Annotated in this window: 13 protein-coding genes; 11 read left to right on the forward strand and 2 right to left on the reverse strand. The window is 72.3% G+C overall.

Annotation, left to right across the window (positions count from 1 at the left end):
- Nucleotides 1–167 precede the first annotated feature (167 nt).
- From AB0M02_RS04330 to AB0M02_RS04345, 4 genes are all read left to right on the forward strand, one after another.
- A complete protein-coding gene (locus tag AB0M02_RS04330) occupies nucleotides 168–362 on the forward strand; it encodes a hypothetical protein (protein WP_364221195.1) in 195 nt (64 codons plus the stop codon).
- Between the two features lie 240 nt (nucleotides 363–602).
- A complete protein-coding gene (gene smc / locus AB0M02_RS04335; RefSeq protein ID WP_364221198.1) occupies nucleotides 603–4184 on the forward strand; it encodes a chromosome segregation protein SMC in 3582 nt (1193 codons plus the stop codon).
- Nucleotides 4185–4190: 6 nt separating this feature from the next.
- Nucleotides 4191–4805 carry an HAD-IA family hydrolase gene (locus AB0M02_RS04340; RefSeq protein ID WP_364221201.1) on the forward strand — a complete coding sequence of 205 codons (615 nt, stop codon included), beginning with the start codon at nucleotides 4191–4193 and terminating at the stop codon, nucleotides 4803–4805.
- A gap of 88 nt (nucleotides 4806–4893) precedes the next feature.
- Nucleotides 4894–5580, forward strand: coding sequence for a hypothetical protein (locus tag AB0M02_RS04345; protein ID WP_364221204.1), 687 nt, complete (start codon nucleotides 4894–4896; stop codon nucleotides 5578–5580).
- 2 nt (nucleotides 5581–5582) lie between these two features.
- Here the strand turns inward: AB0M02_RS04345 and AB0M02_RS04350 are convergent, their stop codons facing one another.
- Nucleotides 5583–6104: a DinB family protein gene (locus AB0M02_RS04350; protein ID WP_364221207.1), complete on the reverse strand. Its 522-nt coding sequence runs from the start codon at nucleotides 6102–6104 to the stop codon at nucleotides 5583–5585.
- Nucleotides 6104–7828, reverse strand: coding sequence for an alkaline phosphatase D family protein (locus tag AB0M02_RS04355; RefSeq protein ID WP_364221210.1), 1725 nt, complete (start codon nucleotides 7826–7828; stop codon nucleotides 6104–6106). The genes AB0M02_RS04350 and AB0M02_RS04355 overlap by 1 nt, the downstream gene beginning before the upstream one ends.
- A 141-nt stretch (nucleotides 7829–7969) precedes the next feature.
- On the opposite strand from AB0M02_RS04355, the gene ftsY reads away from it, so the two are divergent.
- From ftsY to AB0M02_RS04390, 7 genes are all read left to right on the forward strand, one after another.
- On the forward strand, nucleotides 7970–9169 hold the full coding sequence (ftsY, locus tag AB0M02_RS04360) for a signal recognition particle-docking protein FtsY (protein WP_364221213.1): 1200 nt from the start codon (nucleotides 7970–7972) through the stop codon (nucleotides 9167–9169).
- Nucleotides 9170–9204: 35 nt separating this feature from the next.
- The gene (locus tag AB0M02_RS04365) at nucleotides 9205–10002 is read left to right on the forward strand and encodes an aminoglycoside phosphotransferase family protein (protein ID WP_364221216.1); all 798 of its coding nucleotides are present in this window, start codon (nucleotides 9205–9207) and stop codon (nucleotides 10000–10002) included.
- 221 nt (nucleotides 10003–10223) lie between these two features.
- Nucleotides 10224–11612, forward strand: coding sequence for an ammonium transporter (locus AB0M02_RS04370; protein WP_364221219.1), 1389 nt, complete (start codon nucleotides 10224–10226; stop codon nucleotides 11610–11612).
- Nucleotides 11613–11648: 36 nt separating this feature from the next.
- The gene (locus AB0M02_RS04375; protein WP_328461554.1) at nucleotides 11649–11987 is read left to right on the forward strand and encodes a P-II family nitrogen regulator; all 339 of its coding nucleotides are present in this window, start codon (nucleotides 11649–11651) and stop codon (nucleotides 11985–11987) included.
- 5 nt (nucleotides 11988–11992) lie between these two features.
- Entirely contained in the window at nucleotides 11993–14260 is a 2268-nt protein-coding gene (locus AB0M02_RS04380) for a [protein-PII] uridylyltransferase (protein ID WP_364221223.1), read from the forward strand.
- 95 nt (nucleotides 14261–14355) lie between these two features.
- Nucleotides 14356–16806 (forward strand): glycosyltransferase family A protein, encoded by a 2451-nt coding sequence (locus AB0M02_RS04385; protein ID WP_364221226.1) that lies wholly within the window; start codon nucleotides 14356–14358, stop codon nucleotides 16804–16806.
- A 57-nt stretch (nucleotides 16807–16863) separates the two neighbouring features.
- Nucleotides 16864–17898 carry a class I SAM-dependent methyltransferase gene (locus AB0M02_RS04390; RefSeq protein ID WP_364221228.1) on the forward strand — a complete coding sequence of 345 codons (1035 nt, stop codon included), beginning with the start codon at nucleotides 16864–16866 and terminating at the stop codon, nucleotides 17896–17898.
- Nucleotides 17899–17900: the final 2 nt, after the last annotated feature.

The following is a 17900-nucleotide window of genomic DNA, read 5'->3' on the forward strand; positions in this document are numbered from 1 at the left end:
AGGGCGTGAGCATCTGCACCTGAAGAACCTCGCTTGATTTCCAGGGCGGGATTCTGTGCTCTCGCGTGCCCGTGAGCGCTTTGGGTGTTCACCACGCACTGGGCGCACGTTGGCCGGCTGTTCCGGCAACGATCACAACGAGACGCAGCGCGTCACAAGGAGTCACGATGGCGAAGGCCCTCTACGGCCACGTAGGTGCGGCGCCCGACCGGCGCCTCCTCGACGAGGTCACCCGACTGCGTTCCAGGGTGCAGGCCCTTGAGTTCGAGGTCACCCGCCTGCGGGCGGAAAACGACCGTCTGGCCGCGGCGGCGGTTGAGGCGGACGAGTTCGCGCGGCTGACAGAGCCCGCGCTGACCTGAGCAAGGCCGAGCGCCGGTGGTATTGCGGGGTGACCACCCGGCGTTCCATCCCCTCGCACCACACGCACCTGAAGAAGCAGATGTAAGGAAGAAAAAGCGCGCCTCCACGAATGTGGCGGCGCGCAGCTTTTTGTCCCTTTTTCCCCTCCTGCGGTCCCGCCGGGCGCGGCGTGTTCCTGCCGCGTCGAGCACCTGCGGGTAGCCTGCCACCAGCAGACCACCGCCGACCCTCGGAGATCCGTGCACCTCAAGAGCCTGACGGTCAAGGGCTTCAAGTCCTTCGCCTCCGCTACCACGTTGCGGCTGGAACCGGGCATCACCTGTGTCGTGGGCCCGAACGGATCCGGCAAGTCCAACGTCGTCGACGCCATCGCCTGGGTTCTCGGCGAGCAGGGCGCGAAAGCGCTCCGTGGCGGAAAGATGGAGGATGTCATCTTCGCCGGTACGGCCGGCCGCGCGCCGCTGGGCCGTGCCGAGGTGACGCTCACCATCGACAACAACGACGGCGCCCTGCCGATCGACTACACCGAGGTGTCGATCACACGCCGGATGTTCCGCGACGGCGCCAGCGAGTACGAGATCAACGGCAACTCCTGCCGGCTGCTCGACATCCAGGAGCTGCTCAGCGACTCCGGCATCGGCCGTGAGATGCACATCATCGTCGGTCAGGGCCGGCTCGACGCGATGCTGCACGCCAAGCCCGAGGACCGCCGCGCGTTCATCGAGGAGGCGGCCGGCGTACTCAAGCACCGCAAGCGCAAAGAGAAGGCGATCCGCAAGCTCGACGCGATGCAGGTGAACCTCAACCGCCTCGGTGACCTCACCACCGAGCTGCGCCGCCAGCTCAAGCCGCTCGGCAGGCAGGCCGAGGTGGCCCGGCGCGCGGCCGGCATCCAGTCCGACCTGCGTGACGCCCGGCTCCGGCTGCTCGCCGACGACCTGCACACGCTGCGCACGACCCTGGACAAGGAGATCGCTGACGAGTCGGCGATGCGCGAGCGCCGCCAGCAGGTCGAGGAGGAGAACCGCGAGGTCAACCGCTGGCTCGCCGAGCTCGAGGCGGCGCACGCCGAGGACGCTCCGCTGCTGCAGGCCGCGCAGGACACCTGGTACAAGCTCTCCACCCTCCAGGAGCGGTTCCGTTCCACCGAGCAGCTCGCCACCGAGCGCCTGCGGCACCTGGCCGCCACCCCGGACGACGAGCGGCCCGGCCGCGACCCGGAGATGCTCGAGGCCGAGGCCGAGCGGGTCCGCGAGCAGGAGGAGGAGCTGCGCGAGGCCCTCACCGAGGACCAGATGCGGCTGGCCGAGGCGGTCGAGTACCGGCAGGACCTGGAACGGCAGCTGGCCGGTGCCGAGGGCGCCCTGCGTACGGCGGCCAAGGCGATCGCGGACCGCCGGGAGGGGCTGGCCAAGCTCGCCGGCAACGTCAACGCGGCGCGGGCCCGGACCAGCAGCGCGGCCGAGGAGATCGAGCGGCTCGCGGCGGCGCACACCGACGCGCTGATGCGTGCCGAGGCGGCGCAGGCCGAGGTGGACCTGGTGGCCGCCGAGTCGTCCGAGGCCGACCGGGACAACGCCGACCTGGACGCCCGCCACGACGAGGCGGTCGCGACACACGACCGGGCCGCCGCCGTGGTGCGGGAGCTGTCCGACGCGGAACGGGCCGCGGAGAAGGACGCCGCGAGCTGGAAGGCCCGCGAGGAGGCGCTCGGGCTCGGCCTCAAGCGCAAGGACGGCGCGGGGGCGCTGCTCGCCAGGGCGGGCGAGGTGCCGGGACTGCTGGGCAGCCTGGCGTCGATGCTGAGCGTGCGGCCGGGTCACGAGGTGGCGCTGGCGGCGGCACTGGGCGGCCTGGCGGACGCGGTGGCACTGGCCGGCGTCGACGAGGCGGTCGAGGCCATGCGTACGCTCAAGATCGCCGACGCCGGGCGTGCCGACCTCGTGGTCGCCGGTGCCGCCGGGCCCGGGATGCGCGGCTCGCTCGAAAGCCTGCGCCCCGCCCTGCCGGAGGGTGCCGTCTGGGCGCCCGAGGTGATCGACTGCCCGGACCAGATCCGCCCGGCCCTCAACCGCGCCCTGCGCGACGTGGCGCTCGTGCCGGACCTGGCCGCGGCCGTCCGCCTGGTCGCCGGCAACGCCGAACTGCGGGCGGTGACGCCGGAGGGCGACGTCGTCGGCGCGTACGCGGCGGCCGGCGGTTCCTCGAAGGCGACCAGCTACATCGAGGTGCAGGCGGCGGTCGACGAGGCCAAGGCCCAGCGGGCCGTCGCCGAGCAGACCATCGCCGAGGTCAAGGACCAGCTGGGCGCCGCGCGGGCCGAGGTCGCCGAGCTCAAGCAGGCGGTCGCCGTGGCCGCGCAGGCAAAGCGGGCCGCCGAGGGCGAGCGCAACGCCGCTGCCCGCCGGCTCGCCGAACTGGGTGCCGCGGCCCGTTCCGCCAAGGCCGAGAGCGAGCGTCTCGGCGCCTCCCGGCAGAAGGCCGAGGCGGCCCGGGAGACCGACCTGCTGCGCCTCGCCGAGCTGGAGGAGCGCCTCGAGGCGGCCGAGTCCACCCCGATCGACGAGGAGCCCTCCACCGAGGAACGGGACCGGCTGGCCGCCCTCGTGCCGCAGTCCCGGCAGAACGAGATGGAGGTCCGGCTGGCGGTGCGTACGGCCGAGGAGCGGGTCTCCTCCATCGCCGGCCGCGCCGACTCCCTGCTGCGCCAGGCCAACGCCGAGCGTCAGGCCCGGGAACGGGCCGCGGCCCGGCGGGCCGCGCGCGCCCGGGGCGCCGAGATCGCTCGCGCGGTCGCGCTCGGCGCGGGCGCGGCACTGCAGCGGGTCGCGGTCTCGCTCGCCGAGGCGGTCGAGGCCCGGGACCAGCTCGCCCAGGCGCGCACCAGCAGGGAGGCCGAGCTCCAGGAGGTACGAGCGAGCGCGAAACGCCTCGGCACGGAGCTGGAGCGGCTCACCAGCGAGGTGCACCGCGACGAGATGGCCCGCGCCGAGCAGCGGATGCGCATCGAGCAGCTGGAGGCCAAGGCGGCCGAGGACTTCTCGCTCGACGTCGAGACGCTGATCAGCGAGTACGGCCCGGACCAGCTGGTGCCGCCGTCACAGGCCGACGTGGCGCAGGCCGAGAAGGACGGCAAGCCGATCCCGGATCCGGCGCCGTTCCACCGGCCCACCCAGGAAAAGCGGGCCAACAAGGCCGAGCGCGACCTCACCCTGCTCGGCAAGGTCAACCCGCTGGCGCTGGAGGAGTTCGCCGCGCTGGAGGAGAGGTACAAGTTCCTCTCCGACCAGTTGGAGGACCTCAAGGCCACCCGCAAGGACCTGCTCACCGTCGTCAAGGACGTCGACGACCGGATCCTCGAGGTCTTCACGTCGGCCTTCGAGGACACCGCACGTGAGTTCCAGACCGTGTTCCAGGTGCTCTTCCCCGGCGGTGAGGGCCGGCTCGTGCTCACCGACCCGGAGGACATGCTCACCACCGGCGTCGAGGTGGAGGCCCGCCCGCCGGGCAAGAAGATCAAGCGGCTCTCGCTGCTCTCCGGCGGCGAGCGCTCGCTGACCGCGGTCGCCATGCTCTGCGCGATCTTCCGGGCCCGCCCCTCGCCCTTCTACATCATGGACGAGGTGGAGGCGGCCCTCGACGACGTCAACCTGGGCCGGTTGATTACGCTCTTCCGTCAGCTGCGGGAGAAGAGCCAGCTGCTCATCATCACGCACCAGAAGCGCACCATGGAGGTCGCCGACGCCCTGTACGGCGTCACGATGCGCGCGGGCGTCACCCAGGTGATCAGCCAGCGGCTCAACCCCGAACCGGAGGACTAGAACAGCATGCGCGACCGCGCCCAGGCCCTGCTCATCGACCTGGACGGCGTGCTGCGCCGCTGGGACCCGGCCCCGATGATCGCCGCCGAGCTGAAGTACGGGCTCAAGCCGGCCTCCTTCCTGGAGACCGCGATGGCGTGGGACATCTACCGGCCCGCGATGGCCGGCGAGATCACCGACGCCGAGTGGATGCGGCTGGTCGCCGACCGGCTGCCGCTCGACGGCGAGGAGGCGGCCGCCGCCGTCGCCGAGTGGCAGGCGTACCGGGGCGAGGTCGATCCCGAGGTGCTGGCCTTCGTGCGCGAGGTGCGCGCGGCCGGGCGCCCGGTCGGCATCGCCACCAACGCCACCGACCGGCTCCGCGACGACCTGGACGCGCTCGGGCTCACCACCGAGGTCGACCTGGTGATCAGCTCCTGGGAGCTCAAGGTCCACAAGCCGGCGCCGGAGTACTTCCAGCAGGCCTGCGAGCTGATCGGCCATCTGCCGAAACACGTGCTTCTCGTCGACGACGACGACCGCGTGATCCGCGGCGCCCGAGCCGCGAACCTCCCCGCGTACCGCTGGACGGGCACCGAGCACCTGCCGTACCTGCGCAAGGCGCTCGATCTCCCGGAGTGATCGGCATCTTTCCGGGATTTGGTTGATCGGCTTCCTCTTCGAGGATGAGCGCTGTGCCGGAACGGCACCTGCGCTTGAGGGGGCGTTCATGTCAGTTGTCGGTCGGGTGGGTGCGTTCGCGCTGCTGCTGAGTGTCGCGGCGTGCTCGGCTGCGGAGCGGCCGCCGGCCGTGCCGGTGGCCGTTGAAGCGACGGAGAGTTCGGCACCGGTCTCGGGGCCGGCTTCGGCGCCGGCTTCGGCGTCGGCTTCGGCGTCGGGTTCAGCGCCGGCTTCAGCGCCGGCGAAGCCGGGGACGCCGGACGGGCCGGGGCCGCTGCCGCGCGGTGACCGGCAGGTGGTGTTCGCGACCGTCGCGTCGGGTGGGACCAGGGTGCTGTCGGTGGGGGCCGACGGCCTGGTGGAGCTGGCCGGCCGGGAGAGCGAGCGCGCGCTGTTCGTCGCGACGCCGAACCGGCCCGGCTCGGAGAAATTCATGATCAAGACGGGGAAGCTGCGGACCGGCGGGGAGACCTGGTGTCTCAAGGTCCACTCGCCGGGCGGGAGCGAACCGCTGCGGCTGCGCACCGACGCCTGCGACGCCGGTGACCGGGATCAGATCTTCACGCTGCCCGCCGCCCAGAACGAGCCGGGCCGCTATCTCGAGGTCGCGGGGCTGTTCGCGCTGGCGACGCCGGACGACGGGCAGGTGGTGGTCCAGGAGAGCGGCGAGGGCGACGCGATGAGCTCCTTCGCCGTGGTGGACCGGGGCCGGGCGAGCATCCCCGCCCTGGACTGACGTCAGTCGCCGGTGGCGCCGTCGATGCGCTCGCGGAGCAGGTCGGCGTGGCCGTTGTGGCGGGCGTACTCCTCGATCATGTGGAGGTAGACCCAGCGCAGGCTGATCGGCCCGCTGCGGCCCTGGTGTTCGCTGTCCAGCGGCAGGTCGGCGGCCGCCGCGTCGGCGAGTTCGATCTCGGCGAGGAAGGTGGCGAGGTCGGCCTCGGCGTCGGCGGTCGCCACGTCGTCGAAGTCGCCGTCCCGGTTGTCCGGTGAGCAGTAGACCTCCGGCAGGTCGCGCCGGCCGCCGGCACCCTTGCGGAACCAGCCGCGCTCCACCTCGGTCATGTGCCGGACCAGCCCGAGCAGCGTCAGCGTGGACGGCTCGACGGACGTCGTCCGCAACTGCTCGGCGGTCAGGCCGGTGCACTTGCCGAGCAGGGTCTGCCGGTGCCAGTCCAGCCAGCCCTGCAACATGGCGCGCTCGTCGCCGGTCAGTGGTTCGGAAACACGATGCGCCGGTGGCGCGGTCCAGGTAGTCATCAAGCGACATCCTGGGGGACGGTCGTGCTGGCCGCCACCGGATTCGCGGGGTGGTACTCGACGGCGGCCACGTCGAACAGGCCGCCGTCCTTGGTGGTGCCCTCGATCCGGGCGGTGGCGGTGGCGCCAGAGAGGTGCAGCGTCGCCACGGCGTTGCCGAAGTACGGCCCGGCCAGACGCTTCCAGCGCAGCGCGGGCTTGCGTACCCCGGCGGTCTTGGAGAGCCCGCGTGCCACCCGGGCGACCGTGCGGGACCAGCTGAACCGCATGAGCGGCCGCATGGGGGCGGGCACCTGGTTGTGGATCGGCGAGCAGGTGAGCTGCATCACCGGGGTCACCATCGCGTGCCCGAAGTCGGCGCGGGCGACGTACGAGTGGTGGACGTCGCCGGAGAGCACGCTGATCGAGGCGGGTGCCGCGTACGCGCCGCCGGCGCCGACGCGGTGTCCGGGCGCGCCGGGGCCGCCCTCGCCGAGACGGCGGAACAGCTCACCGAGGGCCGCGAAGGACTTGCCGAACGCGGCCCAGTGCTCCAGGTCGACGGCCCGGCGCAGAGTCTCGCCGAACGCGGCGGTGCGGGGGCGGTGCGACTCGGCGATCCGCTCGTTCCACGACTCGAAGTGGTGGATGGCGGGCGGCATGAGCCAGGGCAGGGAGGATCCGACGACCAGGTGGTCGTAGTCGCCGTGGGCCTGGTTCACGAACCAGTTCCACTCCTCGGCGGGCAGCATGGCCCGGCCGCCCGGGGTGAGCACGCGGTTGCACCGGTTGTCCAGCACGACGAGGCGGGTGCGGCCCAGGTCGAGGGCGAAACTCCACCGGTACGGCTGGTCGGTGTTCTCGGCCGACTCCGGCTCGTCGACCCGGCGGCCGAACTCGTGCAGCAGGTCGGTGGCGTCGTCCGCGGCCGACACCTTCTGGAACAGCGGGTCGGCGGCGAGCTCGTCCGGGCTCAGGTTGCCGACGTGCTGATAGATCCAGTAGGAGGCGAGCCCGCCGGCGATCCGCTCGCGCCACCAGGACTCCCGGGCCATCTCGGCGCGCCAGGCGGCCGAGGTGTTCCAGTCGTCGATCAGCTCGTGGTCGTCGAAGATCATCACGCTGGGGACGGTGGAGAAGAGCCACCGCACCTCCGGGTCGCGCCACGACTCCAGGTACAGCTTCGTGTACTCCTCGAAGCTGACCACCTCGGTCTCCGGGCCGTGGTGGCCGTTGCCGCGGCGGTGCTTGAGGAACTTGCGCACCTTCGCCGAGGTCTTGTCCGCGTACACCTGGTCGCCGAGCAGCACCAGCGTGTCCGGGCGGGCGTCCGGGTCGGCCATCAGCCGGCGCGCGTACGCGTCCAGGGCGTCGGGCGGCAGGCGGCGGCTGGTCGCCTCCGGCGTCGCCTCACGGCACGAGCCGAAGGTCAGGCTCACCGGCTGGGCGTGGTCGTCGGCGGCCCTGGTGCGGATGACCGGCGCGGGGTACGCCGAGTCCTCCGCGGGCCACACCACGCGATCGTCGAGCGTCACCCGATAGGTGCTCGACGAGTCCGGCACGAGGCCGTTGACGATCACGATTGCGTAGTGGTGGCCGTACGCCGAAAAAGTGCGCACCGAGCCGGCGCCGCCGCCGTCGACCTCGACCCGCACCTCGGCGGGTTCGCTGGTCTCCAGCCACAGGGTCGCTCGGTCACCGACGACGCGGCGCAGCACCGGTCCGATGAGCAGTTGTGCGGTCATCGGACCACGCCGGGGAGTTGGCGCATCGAAAGATCCTCCACGCTGTCGTTCGGGGGCGTCCCATCCTCCGCCACCTGGGCATCGAACCGCCAGTGCGTGGCCCTCGCCACGGGAGGATCGCTCATCTGTCAGGATTCGGGCATGGAATACGTGGTCGCCGCAGTGATCCTGCTCGTCGTCCTGGTCGTGGGCGCGGTCGGCCTGGTGGTGCCGAGGATGCGCCGCCGGGAGCTCCCGCCGCCGCCGACCTCGGGCACGACCACCACCCTCGAGCGCCCGCCGACGACCACCGACGAGCTTCCGCCGTTGATCGAACGGCCGGTTGTCGAGGAGCCGGTGATCGAGGAACCGGCGGTCGAACAGCCGGTGATCGAAGAGCCGGTCGTCGAGGAGCCGGTGCTGGAGAAGCCGGCGCCGACCGCGGGCCGCCTGGTCCGGCTGCGCGCGCGCCTGGCCCGCTCGCAGACCGCCCTCGGCCGCGGCCTGCTCAGCGTGCTCTCCCGGGACCACCTGGAGGAGGACGACTGGGAGGAGATCGAGGACAGCCTGATCACCGCGGACGTCGGGGTCGAGGCGACCCAGGTGATCGTGGAGCGGCTGCGGGAGCGGGTCCGGATTCTCGGTACGCGTACCGTCTCGGAGGTCCGGGAGCAGCTCACCGAGGAGCTCGTCGCGGCGCTCGAACCGGACATGGACCGCAGCCTGCGGACCACGCCGCACGACGGGCGTCCCGCGGTGATGCTGGTGGTCGGCGTGAACGGGGCCGGCAAGACCACCACCTGCGGCAAGATCGGCCGGGTCCTGATCGCGGACGGGCGCACCGTGCTGTTCGGCGCCGCCGACACATTCCGCGCGGCCGCCGCCGAGCAGCTGTCGACCTGGGGTGAGCGGGTCGGCGCGGAGACCGTCCGTGGCCCGGAAGGGGGAGATCCGGCCAGCGTGGCGTTCGACGCGGTGAAGCGGGGTATCGACATCGGCGTGGACACGGTGGTGGTCGACACGGCCGGGCGGCTGCAGAACAAGGTCGGGCTGATGGACGAGCTGGGCAAGGTCAAGCGGGTCGTGGAGAAGCACGGCCCGGTCGACGAGACGCTGCTCGTGCTCGACGCGACGACGGGACAGAACGGACTCGAGCAGGCGCGGGTGTTCACCGAGGTGGTGGACGTCACCGGGGTGGTGCTGACCAAGCTCGACGGCACCGCGAAGGGCGGCATCGTCATCGCGGTGCAGCGCAAGCTGGGAATTCCGGTCAAGCTGGTGGGTCTCGGTGAGGGACCGGACGATCTGGCCCCGTTCGAGCCGAAGGCCTTCGTCGAAGCCCTTCTTGGCGGGGACGCGTAGGCTTCGGTGGAGCTGTCAGGGTCGGGAGGTCGTGAGTGACGCAGGAGCCGGTGCGCGAGATACCGCTGCACGGTGGCAACGTCAGCACGGTCTCCCGGATCGGCGACACCGTCCGGCGCAACGCGGGCCCGTGGACACCCGCCGTGCACGCCCTGCTCAACCACCTGGAGCGGGTGGGTTTCACCGGTTCGCCGCACGCCCTCGGCATGGACGAGAAGGGCCGTGAGGTCCTCTCCTATCTGGACGGGGAGTGCGGGGAGTACCCGCTGGCCCCGCACTGGGTGACCGAGGAAGCGCTGGTCACCGTCGCCACGATGCTGCGCATGTTCCACGACGCGCAGTACGGTTTCGTTCCTCCGCCCGGCGCGGTGTGGCGCTCGTTCGGGCCGCCGCCGCCGGACACCGAGGTGATCTGTCACCACGACGCCGCGCCGCACAACGTGGTCTGGCGGCCGGACGGGACACTCGCCCTCATCGATTTCGATCTCGCGTCGCCCGGCTCACGTCTGTACGACGTGGCGTACGCGGCGTGGACCTGGGTGCCGCTGTTCAGCGACCGGGACTCGTACACGCTGGGGTGGAAGCGGCCCAACCGGCCGCGGCGCCTGCGGCTGTTCGCCGACGCCTACGGGCTGATCCCGCGCGACCGCCACCGCCTGGTGCGGACCATCCGCAAGCGCATCGTCGACCACGTCGAGGGGATCCGCCGGATGGCGGCGGCCGGCGACCCGGCCTTCGTCCGCATTGTGCACAAGGGCCACCTGCGCCGCCCGATGCGCGATCTGCGTCTGCTCGATTACGAGCGACACACCCTCGAATACGCCCTTCGCTAGGGAACTCCGTCTGATCGGCCGATATCGGGCCAGCTCGCGCCTATGATCGACAAGGCTGTGAGAGTTTCTTCACACGTCGGAAACAATGCGTGACGTGCCGGAAATCGTGCGTAGACCGTACTCGAAACAGCCGGCCGGAAGGCTTCGCGCCGAACCGGCCAGCAGGCGACGCCGCCTCCAGGTCGGGTGTGAGAGGACACCTTAATCCGAGAGGAGGCAGCGTGGAGATCAACACCGGCAATACCGCCTGGTTGCTCCTGTCGTCTGCGCTCGTTTTGCTCATGACACCGGGTCTGGCGCTGTTCTACGGTGGCCTCAACCGGTCCAAGGGCGTTCTGAACATGATGATGATGAGCTTCTCGTGTATCGGGCTCGTCAGCGTCCTGTGGGTCATCTACGGCTTCACCCTCGCGTTCGGTGTCAACGACAGCGAGGGCCTGAACAAGGTCATCGGCAACTTCTCGACCTACTTCGGTACGGGCACCGACAAGATCACTGAAGAGTGGCTGTTCTTCGGCGCCAACACCGGCATCCCGACGTACGCCTTCATGGCCTTCCAGATGATGTTCGCCATCATCACCGTCGCGCTGATCAGCGGTGCGGTCTCGGACCGCATGAAGTTCGGCGGCTGGGTCCTCTTCGCCCTCGGCTGGTTCACCATCGTCTACGTCCCGGTCGCCCACTGGGTCTGGGGCGGTGGCTTCATCGGCACCGACATCCGCGCCCTCGACTTCGCCGGTGGTACCGCGGTGCACATCAACGCCGGTGCCGCGGCGCTGGCGCTCTGCCTGATCCTGGGCAAGCGGGTCGGCTGGCCGAAGGAGAACATGCGGCCGCACAACGTGCCGTTCGTGGCGCTCGGCGCGGGCCTGCTCTGGTTCGGCTGGTTCGGCTTCAACGCCGGCTCCGAGCTGACCGTCGACGGCACCACCGTCTTCGCCTTCATCAACACCCAGGTCGCCACGGCCGCGGCGCTGCTCGGCTGGATCGTGGTGGAGTGGCTGCGTGACGGCAAGCCCACCCTGGTCGGCGCCTCCTCCGGTGCGGTCGCCGGTCTGGTCGCCATCACCCCCGCCTGTGGTTTCGTGGCGCCGTTCGCCGCGATCATCATCGGTCTCATCGCCGGTGCCCTCTGCGCCCTGGCGGTCGGCCTGAAGTACCGCTTCGGCTACGACGACTCGCTCGACGTGGTCGGCGTCCACTTCGTCGGCGGCTGGATCGGCTCGCTGGCCATCGGCTTCTTCGCCACCGCCCAGGTCAACTCGGCCATCGCGGACCCGGAGATCCTCAACGCCAGCGAGGGCCTCTTCTACGGCGGCGGCCTGACCCAGCTCGGCCGGCAGTTCGCGGCCAGCGGCATCGTGACCGTCTACTCCTTCGCGATCGCGGCGCTGCTCGCCCTGATCCTGAAGGCCGTCAAGCTCCTGCGGGTCAGCGAGGAGTCCGAGGTGGGCGGCATCGACATCGCCGACCACGGTGAGACCGGTTACGACCTCACCCCGGCGTCCGGTTCCGGTGGCGGCGGCGCGTTCGCCATGGCCGGCATCGGAAACAAAGAAACCCTGGACGCTGACGGCAAGGCTTCCGTCAGCCAGAAGGTCTCCAGCTAGATTCCCCCGATGGCTGCTCCGATGGAAGGATTGAGCATGAAGCTGGTGACCGCAGTCATCAAGCCTTACCAGCTCGACGCGGTGAAGGAGGCCCTGCACGCACTGGGCGTCGCCGGGCTCACCGTGAGCGAGGTACAGGGCTACGGCCGGCAGAAGGGCCACACCGAGGTGTACCGGGGTGCCGAGTACACGGTGGAGTTCTTGCCGAAGATCAAGGTCGAGGTGCTGACCGACGAGATCGACGTCGAGAAGATCGTCGACGCGGTGATCACCGCCTCGCGGACCGGCAAGATCGGTGACGGGAAGGTCTGGGTGACCTCGGTGGACGAGGTCGTCCGGGTCCGCACCGGCGAGCGCGGCCTCGACGCCCTGTAATCGACATGACGAACCCGTTGAGTGAGCCGCCTGCCCCGCCGGCACGCCCGGCCGCCGGTGGCTCACTCGACAAACTCAAGGAACAAATCGGCGCCGCTGCCCGTGACGAACGGGCGGCGGCGCTCGACGCTTGGCTGGGAGAGCTCTTCCCGGCGCATCTGACCGGCGTCAGCCTGCTCGCGGTGGGCGGCCTCGGGCGCCGGGACTGCGCGCCGTACAGCGACCTCGATCTGGTCCTGCTGCACAACGGCACGGCCGGGATCGACCGGATCGCGTCGGCGCTCTGGTATCCGATCTGGGACGCCCGGCTGGGGCTGGACCATTCGGTACGCACGCTGCCCGAGGCGCTGTCGGTCGCGCACGACGACGTGAAGGTCTCGCTCGGCCTGCTCGACGCCCGGCACGTGGCCGGCGACGCGCGCCTGAGCGCCGAGATGATCGCCGCTGCCGGCGACCAGTGGCGGCGCACCGCCGTACGCCTCATGCCGCAGCTCAAGGAACTCACCACGTCCCGCTGGACCAGCCACGGCGAGCTCGCCTTCCTGCTCGAGGGCGACCTCAAGGAGGCGGCGGGCGGGCTGCGCGACGTGACGCTGCTGCGCGGCATCGGCCGGGCCGGGATAGCCGACACGATGCGCCCCGCGGTCCGCGCCGCCAACCTGCGCCTGCTCGACACCCGCGACGCGCTGCACCTCGCGGTCGGGAGGCGGGTGGACCGGCTGGTCGCACAGGAGCGCAAGGCCGTGGCCGACCTGCTGGAGATCGAGGACCCGGACACGCTGCTGCGGCGGGTGGCGGGCGACGCCCGTACCGTCGCCCATGCCGTGGACGACGCCTGGCGCGCGGTGGACCGGCTGCGCGGCGGCCGCCGCCGTGGCGGGCCGGGCATGACGTCTCGCCGGCCGGTCGCCCGTGACGTGGTGGAGCAGGACGGCGAGCTGGTGCTCGCCCGGACCGCGATCGGACCGGTCCCGGATCCCAGCCTCTCGCTGCGGCTGGCCGCCGCGGCGGCGGTCACCCAGCTCCCGATGGCCCGCGCCACCAGCGAGTGGCTCGCCGCGTTCTGCCCGCCGCTGCCGACGCCCTGGCCGCCCGCGGCCCGCGCCGCGCTGGTCTCGCTGCTGGGATCCGGCGCCGGGCTGCTGCCGGCCTGGGAGACCTGCGACCGGTACGGGCTGATCGACGCCTGGCTGCCCGAGTGGGCCCGGATGCGCAGCCTGCCGCAGCACCACCCGATCCACCGCTACACCCTCGACCGGCACCTCGTGCAGGCCGCCTACGAGGCCACCAAGTACACCCGTGAGGTGGACCGGCCCGACCTGCTGCTGCTCGGCGCGTTCCTGCACGACGTCGGCAAGGGCCTGCCCGGTGACCACAGCGTCGCCGGTGCGCCGGTCGCCGCCGAGATCGCCGCCCGGATCGGCCTGCCGCCGGCGGACGTGGCCACCGTCGAGAAGATGGTCCGGCTGCACCTGCTGCTGCCGGACGTGGCCACCCGCCGCGACCTGAGCGATCCGAAGACCATCTCCGCGGTGGCCGAGGCGGTCGGCGACCCCGCCACCCTCGACCTGCTGCACGCGCTCGCTCGCGCCGACTCGCACGCCACCGGCCCGGCCGCCTGGTCGGACTGGAAGGGCCGGCTCATGGCCGAGCTGGTCCGCAAGGTGCACACCGCGCTCGACACCGGCGCGCTGCCGGAGCCGCCGCAGCCCGATCCGGAACTCCTCGACGGCGGCCTGCCGGTGGTGCACCTGGACGGCGACCGGATCGCGGTGGCCGCTGCCGACCGCCGGGGACTGCTCGCCGGGGTGGCCGCCTGCCTGGCCATGCACCGGCTGGACGTGGTCGCCGCGAACACCAGCACGGTCGACCGGCGGGCGATCGTCGAGTTCTACACCCAGCCGCGGTACGGGTCCCCGTACGATCCGGTGGCTCTCGCCGCGGACCTGCGCCGCGTCGCCTCGGGTGACGTCTCGGTGACCCAGCGGGTGCGCGCCCGCGCGATGAGCGCTCGTGGTGGCACCGCCTCGCCCCGCGTGGTCTGGCAGCGTGACGTGGCCACCGACGCCGTGGTGCTGGAGCTGCGCGCGGCTGACTCGGCCGGCCTGCTGTACCGGGTGACGACGGCGCTCGACGAGGCCGGTGCGGAGATCCGCGCGGCCCGGATCTCCACCCTGGGCGGTGACGTGGTGGACGCGTTCTACCTGGTCGGGACGTGGTCGGAGCGGGCCGAGCGGGACCGGGTGGAGGCCGCCGTCCTGGCCGCGGTCTGATTCCGATATGTCCTTTTTAACCCGACCCTACGTCACCCCGGAAGGCCGGGACGCGTTGAGCTGATCGACATTGCCGGGTATCGGACGGAGAGTCGATGGCTGAGGCGCAGCCGGCCGCGTTGCTGGACGACCACGTCACCCTGGCCGGCGCCGGAGCCGGGGTGTCGTTGCCGTACACGGCGATGCGCAACCGCTCGGTGGCGGCCCGCCGGGTGCTGGCCCGGGCGGCGGCCGGGATTCCCCTGGAGGAGCTGCTCGAGGCGGCGCGGTCCTGCGACACCCGCCGGTTGCGGCGGATCCGCCGCCGGCTCGACCCGGAGCAGCTGGCCGGGCTGGCGCAGACCATCGCGCTGCAGGACGAGCTGCCCGGCGACCGGGACGACGCGATGGCCCTGTACGGGCTGATCCGCACCGCCCTGGGCGCCCGTGCCCTGCCCGCCGCGCACCAGGTCCTGCACGCCCAGCTCGCCTACGCCTGGCAGGGACCGGAGCAGGCGCGTGACCTGCTCTCCGCGTACCGGCGGCTGCCCGCGGCGGCCCGCGAGGCCCTGGAGATCGACCTGGCCAACCCGCACGCCGGGGGCACCGCCGCCGAGGAGACCTGGCTGGCACGCTTCGGCGCGCTCTTCCCGGCGCCGCCGCCGGCCCTGGCCGCCGCGCCGGAGCAGCTGCCGTTCGACCGGCTGACCGGCACCGCGGTGCTCGCGTCCGAGGCCACCGGTGAGCGCGTCTCGGTCGTCGTCACGTCGTTCCGCCCGGGGCCCGGCCTGCTCACCGCGATCCGCTCGATCACCGCGCAGTCCTGGCCGGACCTCGAGATCATCGTGGTGGACGACGCCTCCGGAGCCGACTACGACACGGTCCTGGCCGCCGCCGCGGACCTGGATCCACGGGTCCGGGTGATCCGCCTGGACGCCAACGGCGGCACCTACGCGGCCCGCAACGCGGGGCTCGCGGCGGCACGCGGCGAATACGTCACGTTCCAGGACTCCGACGACTGGTCGCACCCGCGCCGGATCGAGCTGCAGCTGCGGCCGTTGCTCGACAAGCCGGGCGTCGTCGCCTCCGTCTCCGAGGGGATCAGCGTCACCGACCAGCTCGTGATGACCCGGCCCGGCATCCGGCGCGGCCGCGTCAACGTCTCCTCGCTGCTGTTCCGCCGCGAGGCCGTGACCGGCCGGATCGGCTGGTTCGACGAGGTACGCAAGGCCGCCGACTCGGAGTACGTGGAGCGGATCCGGGCCTCGTTCGGCTTCAAGTCGGTGCGCCGGGTGGCCGAGGCGCTCGCGCTGATCCGGCTCTCCGAGGGGTCGCTGTCACGAGCGGAGATCCGCGCCCACTGGATGCATCCGGCGCGGACCGCGTACATCTCGGCCTATCGGTGCTGGCACGCCACGACGCGGCCGCTGCACCGGGAGCGGGCCGCGGGCCACCGGCCGTTCGTGGCACCGGCCCACCTCAGCGGCGGCACACCGGCCGGGGCGTACGACGTGGTGGTGGCCGCCGACTGGCGGTTCCTCACCGGCTCCCAGCGGTCCGCGCTCGCCGAGATCGACGCGCTGCGCCGAGCCGGGCACTCGGTCGCGATCCTGCACCTGGAGGCGCTGCGCTCGGTGCACAAGCACCGCCGGCCGCTCAGCCCGGCCGTCCAGCGGCTGATCAACGAGGGCCGGCTGGATCAGGTGCTGGAGACCGACGAGGTCGAGGCGGGGGTGCTGCTCGTACGCCAGCCCGAGGTGCTCCAGTTCGCGCCGGAGGACGGCTGCCGGGTCCGTCCGCGCCGGGTGCTGGTGGTCGCCGACCGGGCACCCGCCCGGCAGGACGGCACCGACCGCCGGTACACCGTGGCGGCGGCGACGACCGCGGCGGTGCGGCTGTTCGGGGTGGAGCCGCTCTGGTGCCCGCAGGACGCGGCCGTGCGAGCGGCCCTGACCGGCGCCGAGCTGACGACGTACGACCTGCCGGCCGTGGCCGAGCCGCAGGACGTCGCCCGCCCGCTGCCCGACCCGCGCGGTCCGGCCGTTGTCGGCACCGACCTGTGCGACGCCGGTGAGTGGCCGGGTGACCTGGCCGAGGTGCTCGCGGTCCCGCGCCGCTGCCGGGACGCCGACGTCCGGCTCCGGCTGCCGGAGAGCCCGCTGCGCCCGGACCGGCTGCCGGCGTCCTGGCTGGTCTACGAGGCGTCCGACGTGGATCCGCGTACGTTCGCCGCCCAGCTCGACTTCTACCTGCACTTCCCGGCCGAGCAGACGGCCGAGCTGGTGTCCCGGCCCGCCCTGGAGGCCGCCGCGACCGGATGCGTGGTGCTGGTGCCGGAGCGCCTCGCCGATGCCTTCGGCGGTGCCGCGGTGCCGTGCCGCCCGGCGGACGTCCCGGCCGTGGTGCGGCGTTTCCAGTCGGATCCGGCCCGGTACGCCACGCAGAGCGCCCGGGCCCGCTACACCGTGGCCCGCGATCACCGGCCGGCGTTGCTGGCCGAGCGGATCGGGGCCCTGCTGCAGGCCGGCGCGGCAGCGCCGGCCCAGCGGCTGCCCGCCGGTCCGTAACGGGGTCGCCACCGGCGGCGTTACGCCAGGGGAAGCGCACACGGAGGAGTTGCCCGCATGAGTCACCTGAGCCGAGTACGGCGCCGGCTGGCGCGCCTGTCCGGATCGCAGGCCGCCGCCGCGGCGGTCGTCGGCCTCCTCTGCGCCGGCACCGCGGCCGCCGGGCTGACCGGGCACGCCGGTACGGCCACCGCGCTGCTGTCGTTGCTGCTGGCCGCTGTCATGGCGGGGCTGATGGTCGTCGTGCGCCGGATCGGCAGGGCGCAGAAGGCCGGCCTCGCCGCGCAGCGGGACCTGCGTACGACGGTGGAGGAGATGCAGCGCCGCCTGGTCGCGGCAGTGGAACGCGAACGGCTCACCGCCGGCGACCGCCACCTGGAGATCGCCGAGGCGGTCGCCAGGCTCACCCACCTGACCGACCTGAAGCCGGGCACCCACGACCTGCGTGCCGTGCCGCGCGAGGTCGAGGCGACGGTCCAGCTGTTCCAGGGGTTCACGCCGCGGGCGCCGATGCCGTCCTCCGGCGGGTTCGCCCTGAACCCGACTGACCTGCTGGACGTCCTGCACCTGATCCGTACCCGCAAGCCGCGTCTGGTGCTGGAGCTGGGCAGCGGCACGTCGTCGGTGTGGATCGCGTACGTCCTGGAGAAGACCGGCGGCCGGCTGATCTCGCTGGACCACGACGCCGGATACGCCGCGCGGACCCGGGCCGCGCTCGCCGCGCACAAGCTCACCAAGGTCGCCGAGGTACGCGACGCCCCGCTGGTCCCGGCCACCATCGACGGCCGCGACTACCCCTGGTACGACCCGGAGACCCTGGCCGACCTGCGCGACATCGACTTCGTGCTGATCGACGGGCCGCCGGAGCGGACCGGGGCGGACGCTCGTTACCCGGCCCTTCACATGATCGAGAAGCGGCTGGCGGACACCGCCACGATCATCTTCGACGACGCGACCCGCAAGGACGAGCAGGCCGCGCTCGCCGCCTGGACCGAGCGGTTCGACGGGCTGACCCGGGAGAGCGAGCTGCTGGGCCGGCACGCGGTGCTGGCGTTCGCCCGGCCGCCGGCGATGGCCACCGCGCGCGGCTGACC

This window comes from Actinoplanes sp. NPDC051861 (assembly GCF_040681145.1).
Taxonomy (GTDB): domain Bacteria; phylum Actinomycetota; class Actinomycetes; order Mycobacteriales; family Micromonosporaceae; genus Actinoplanes.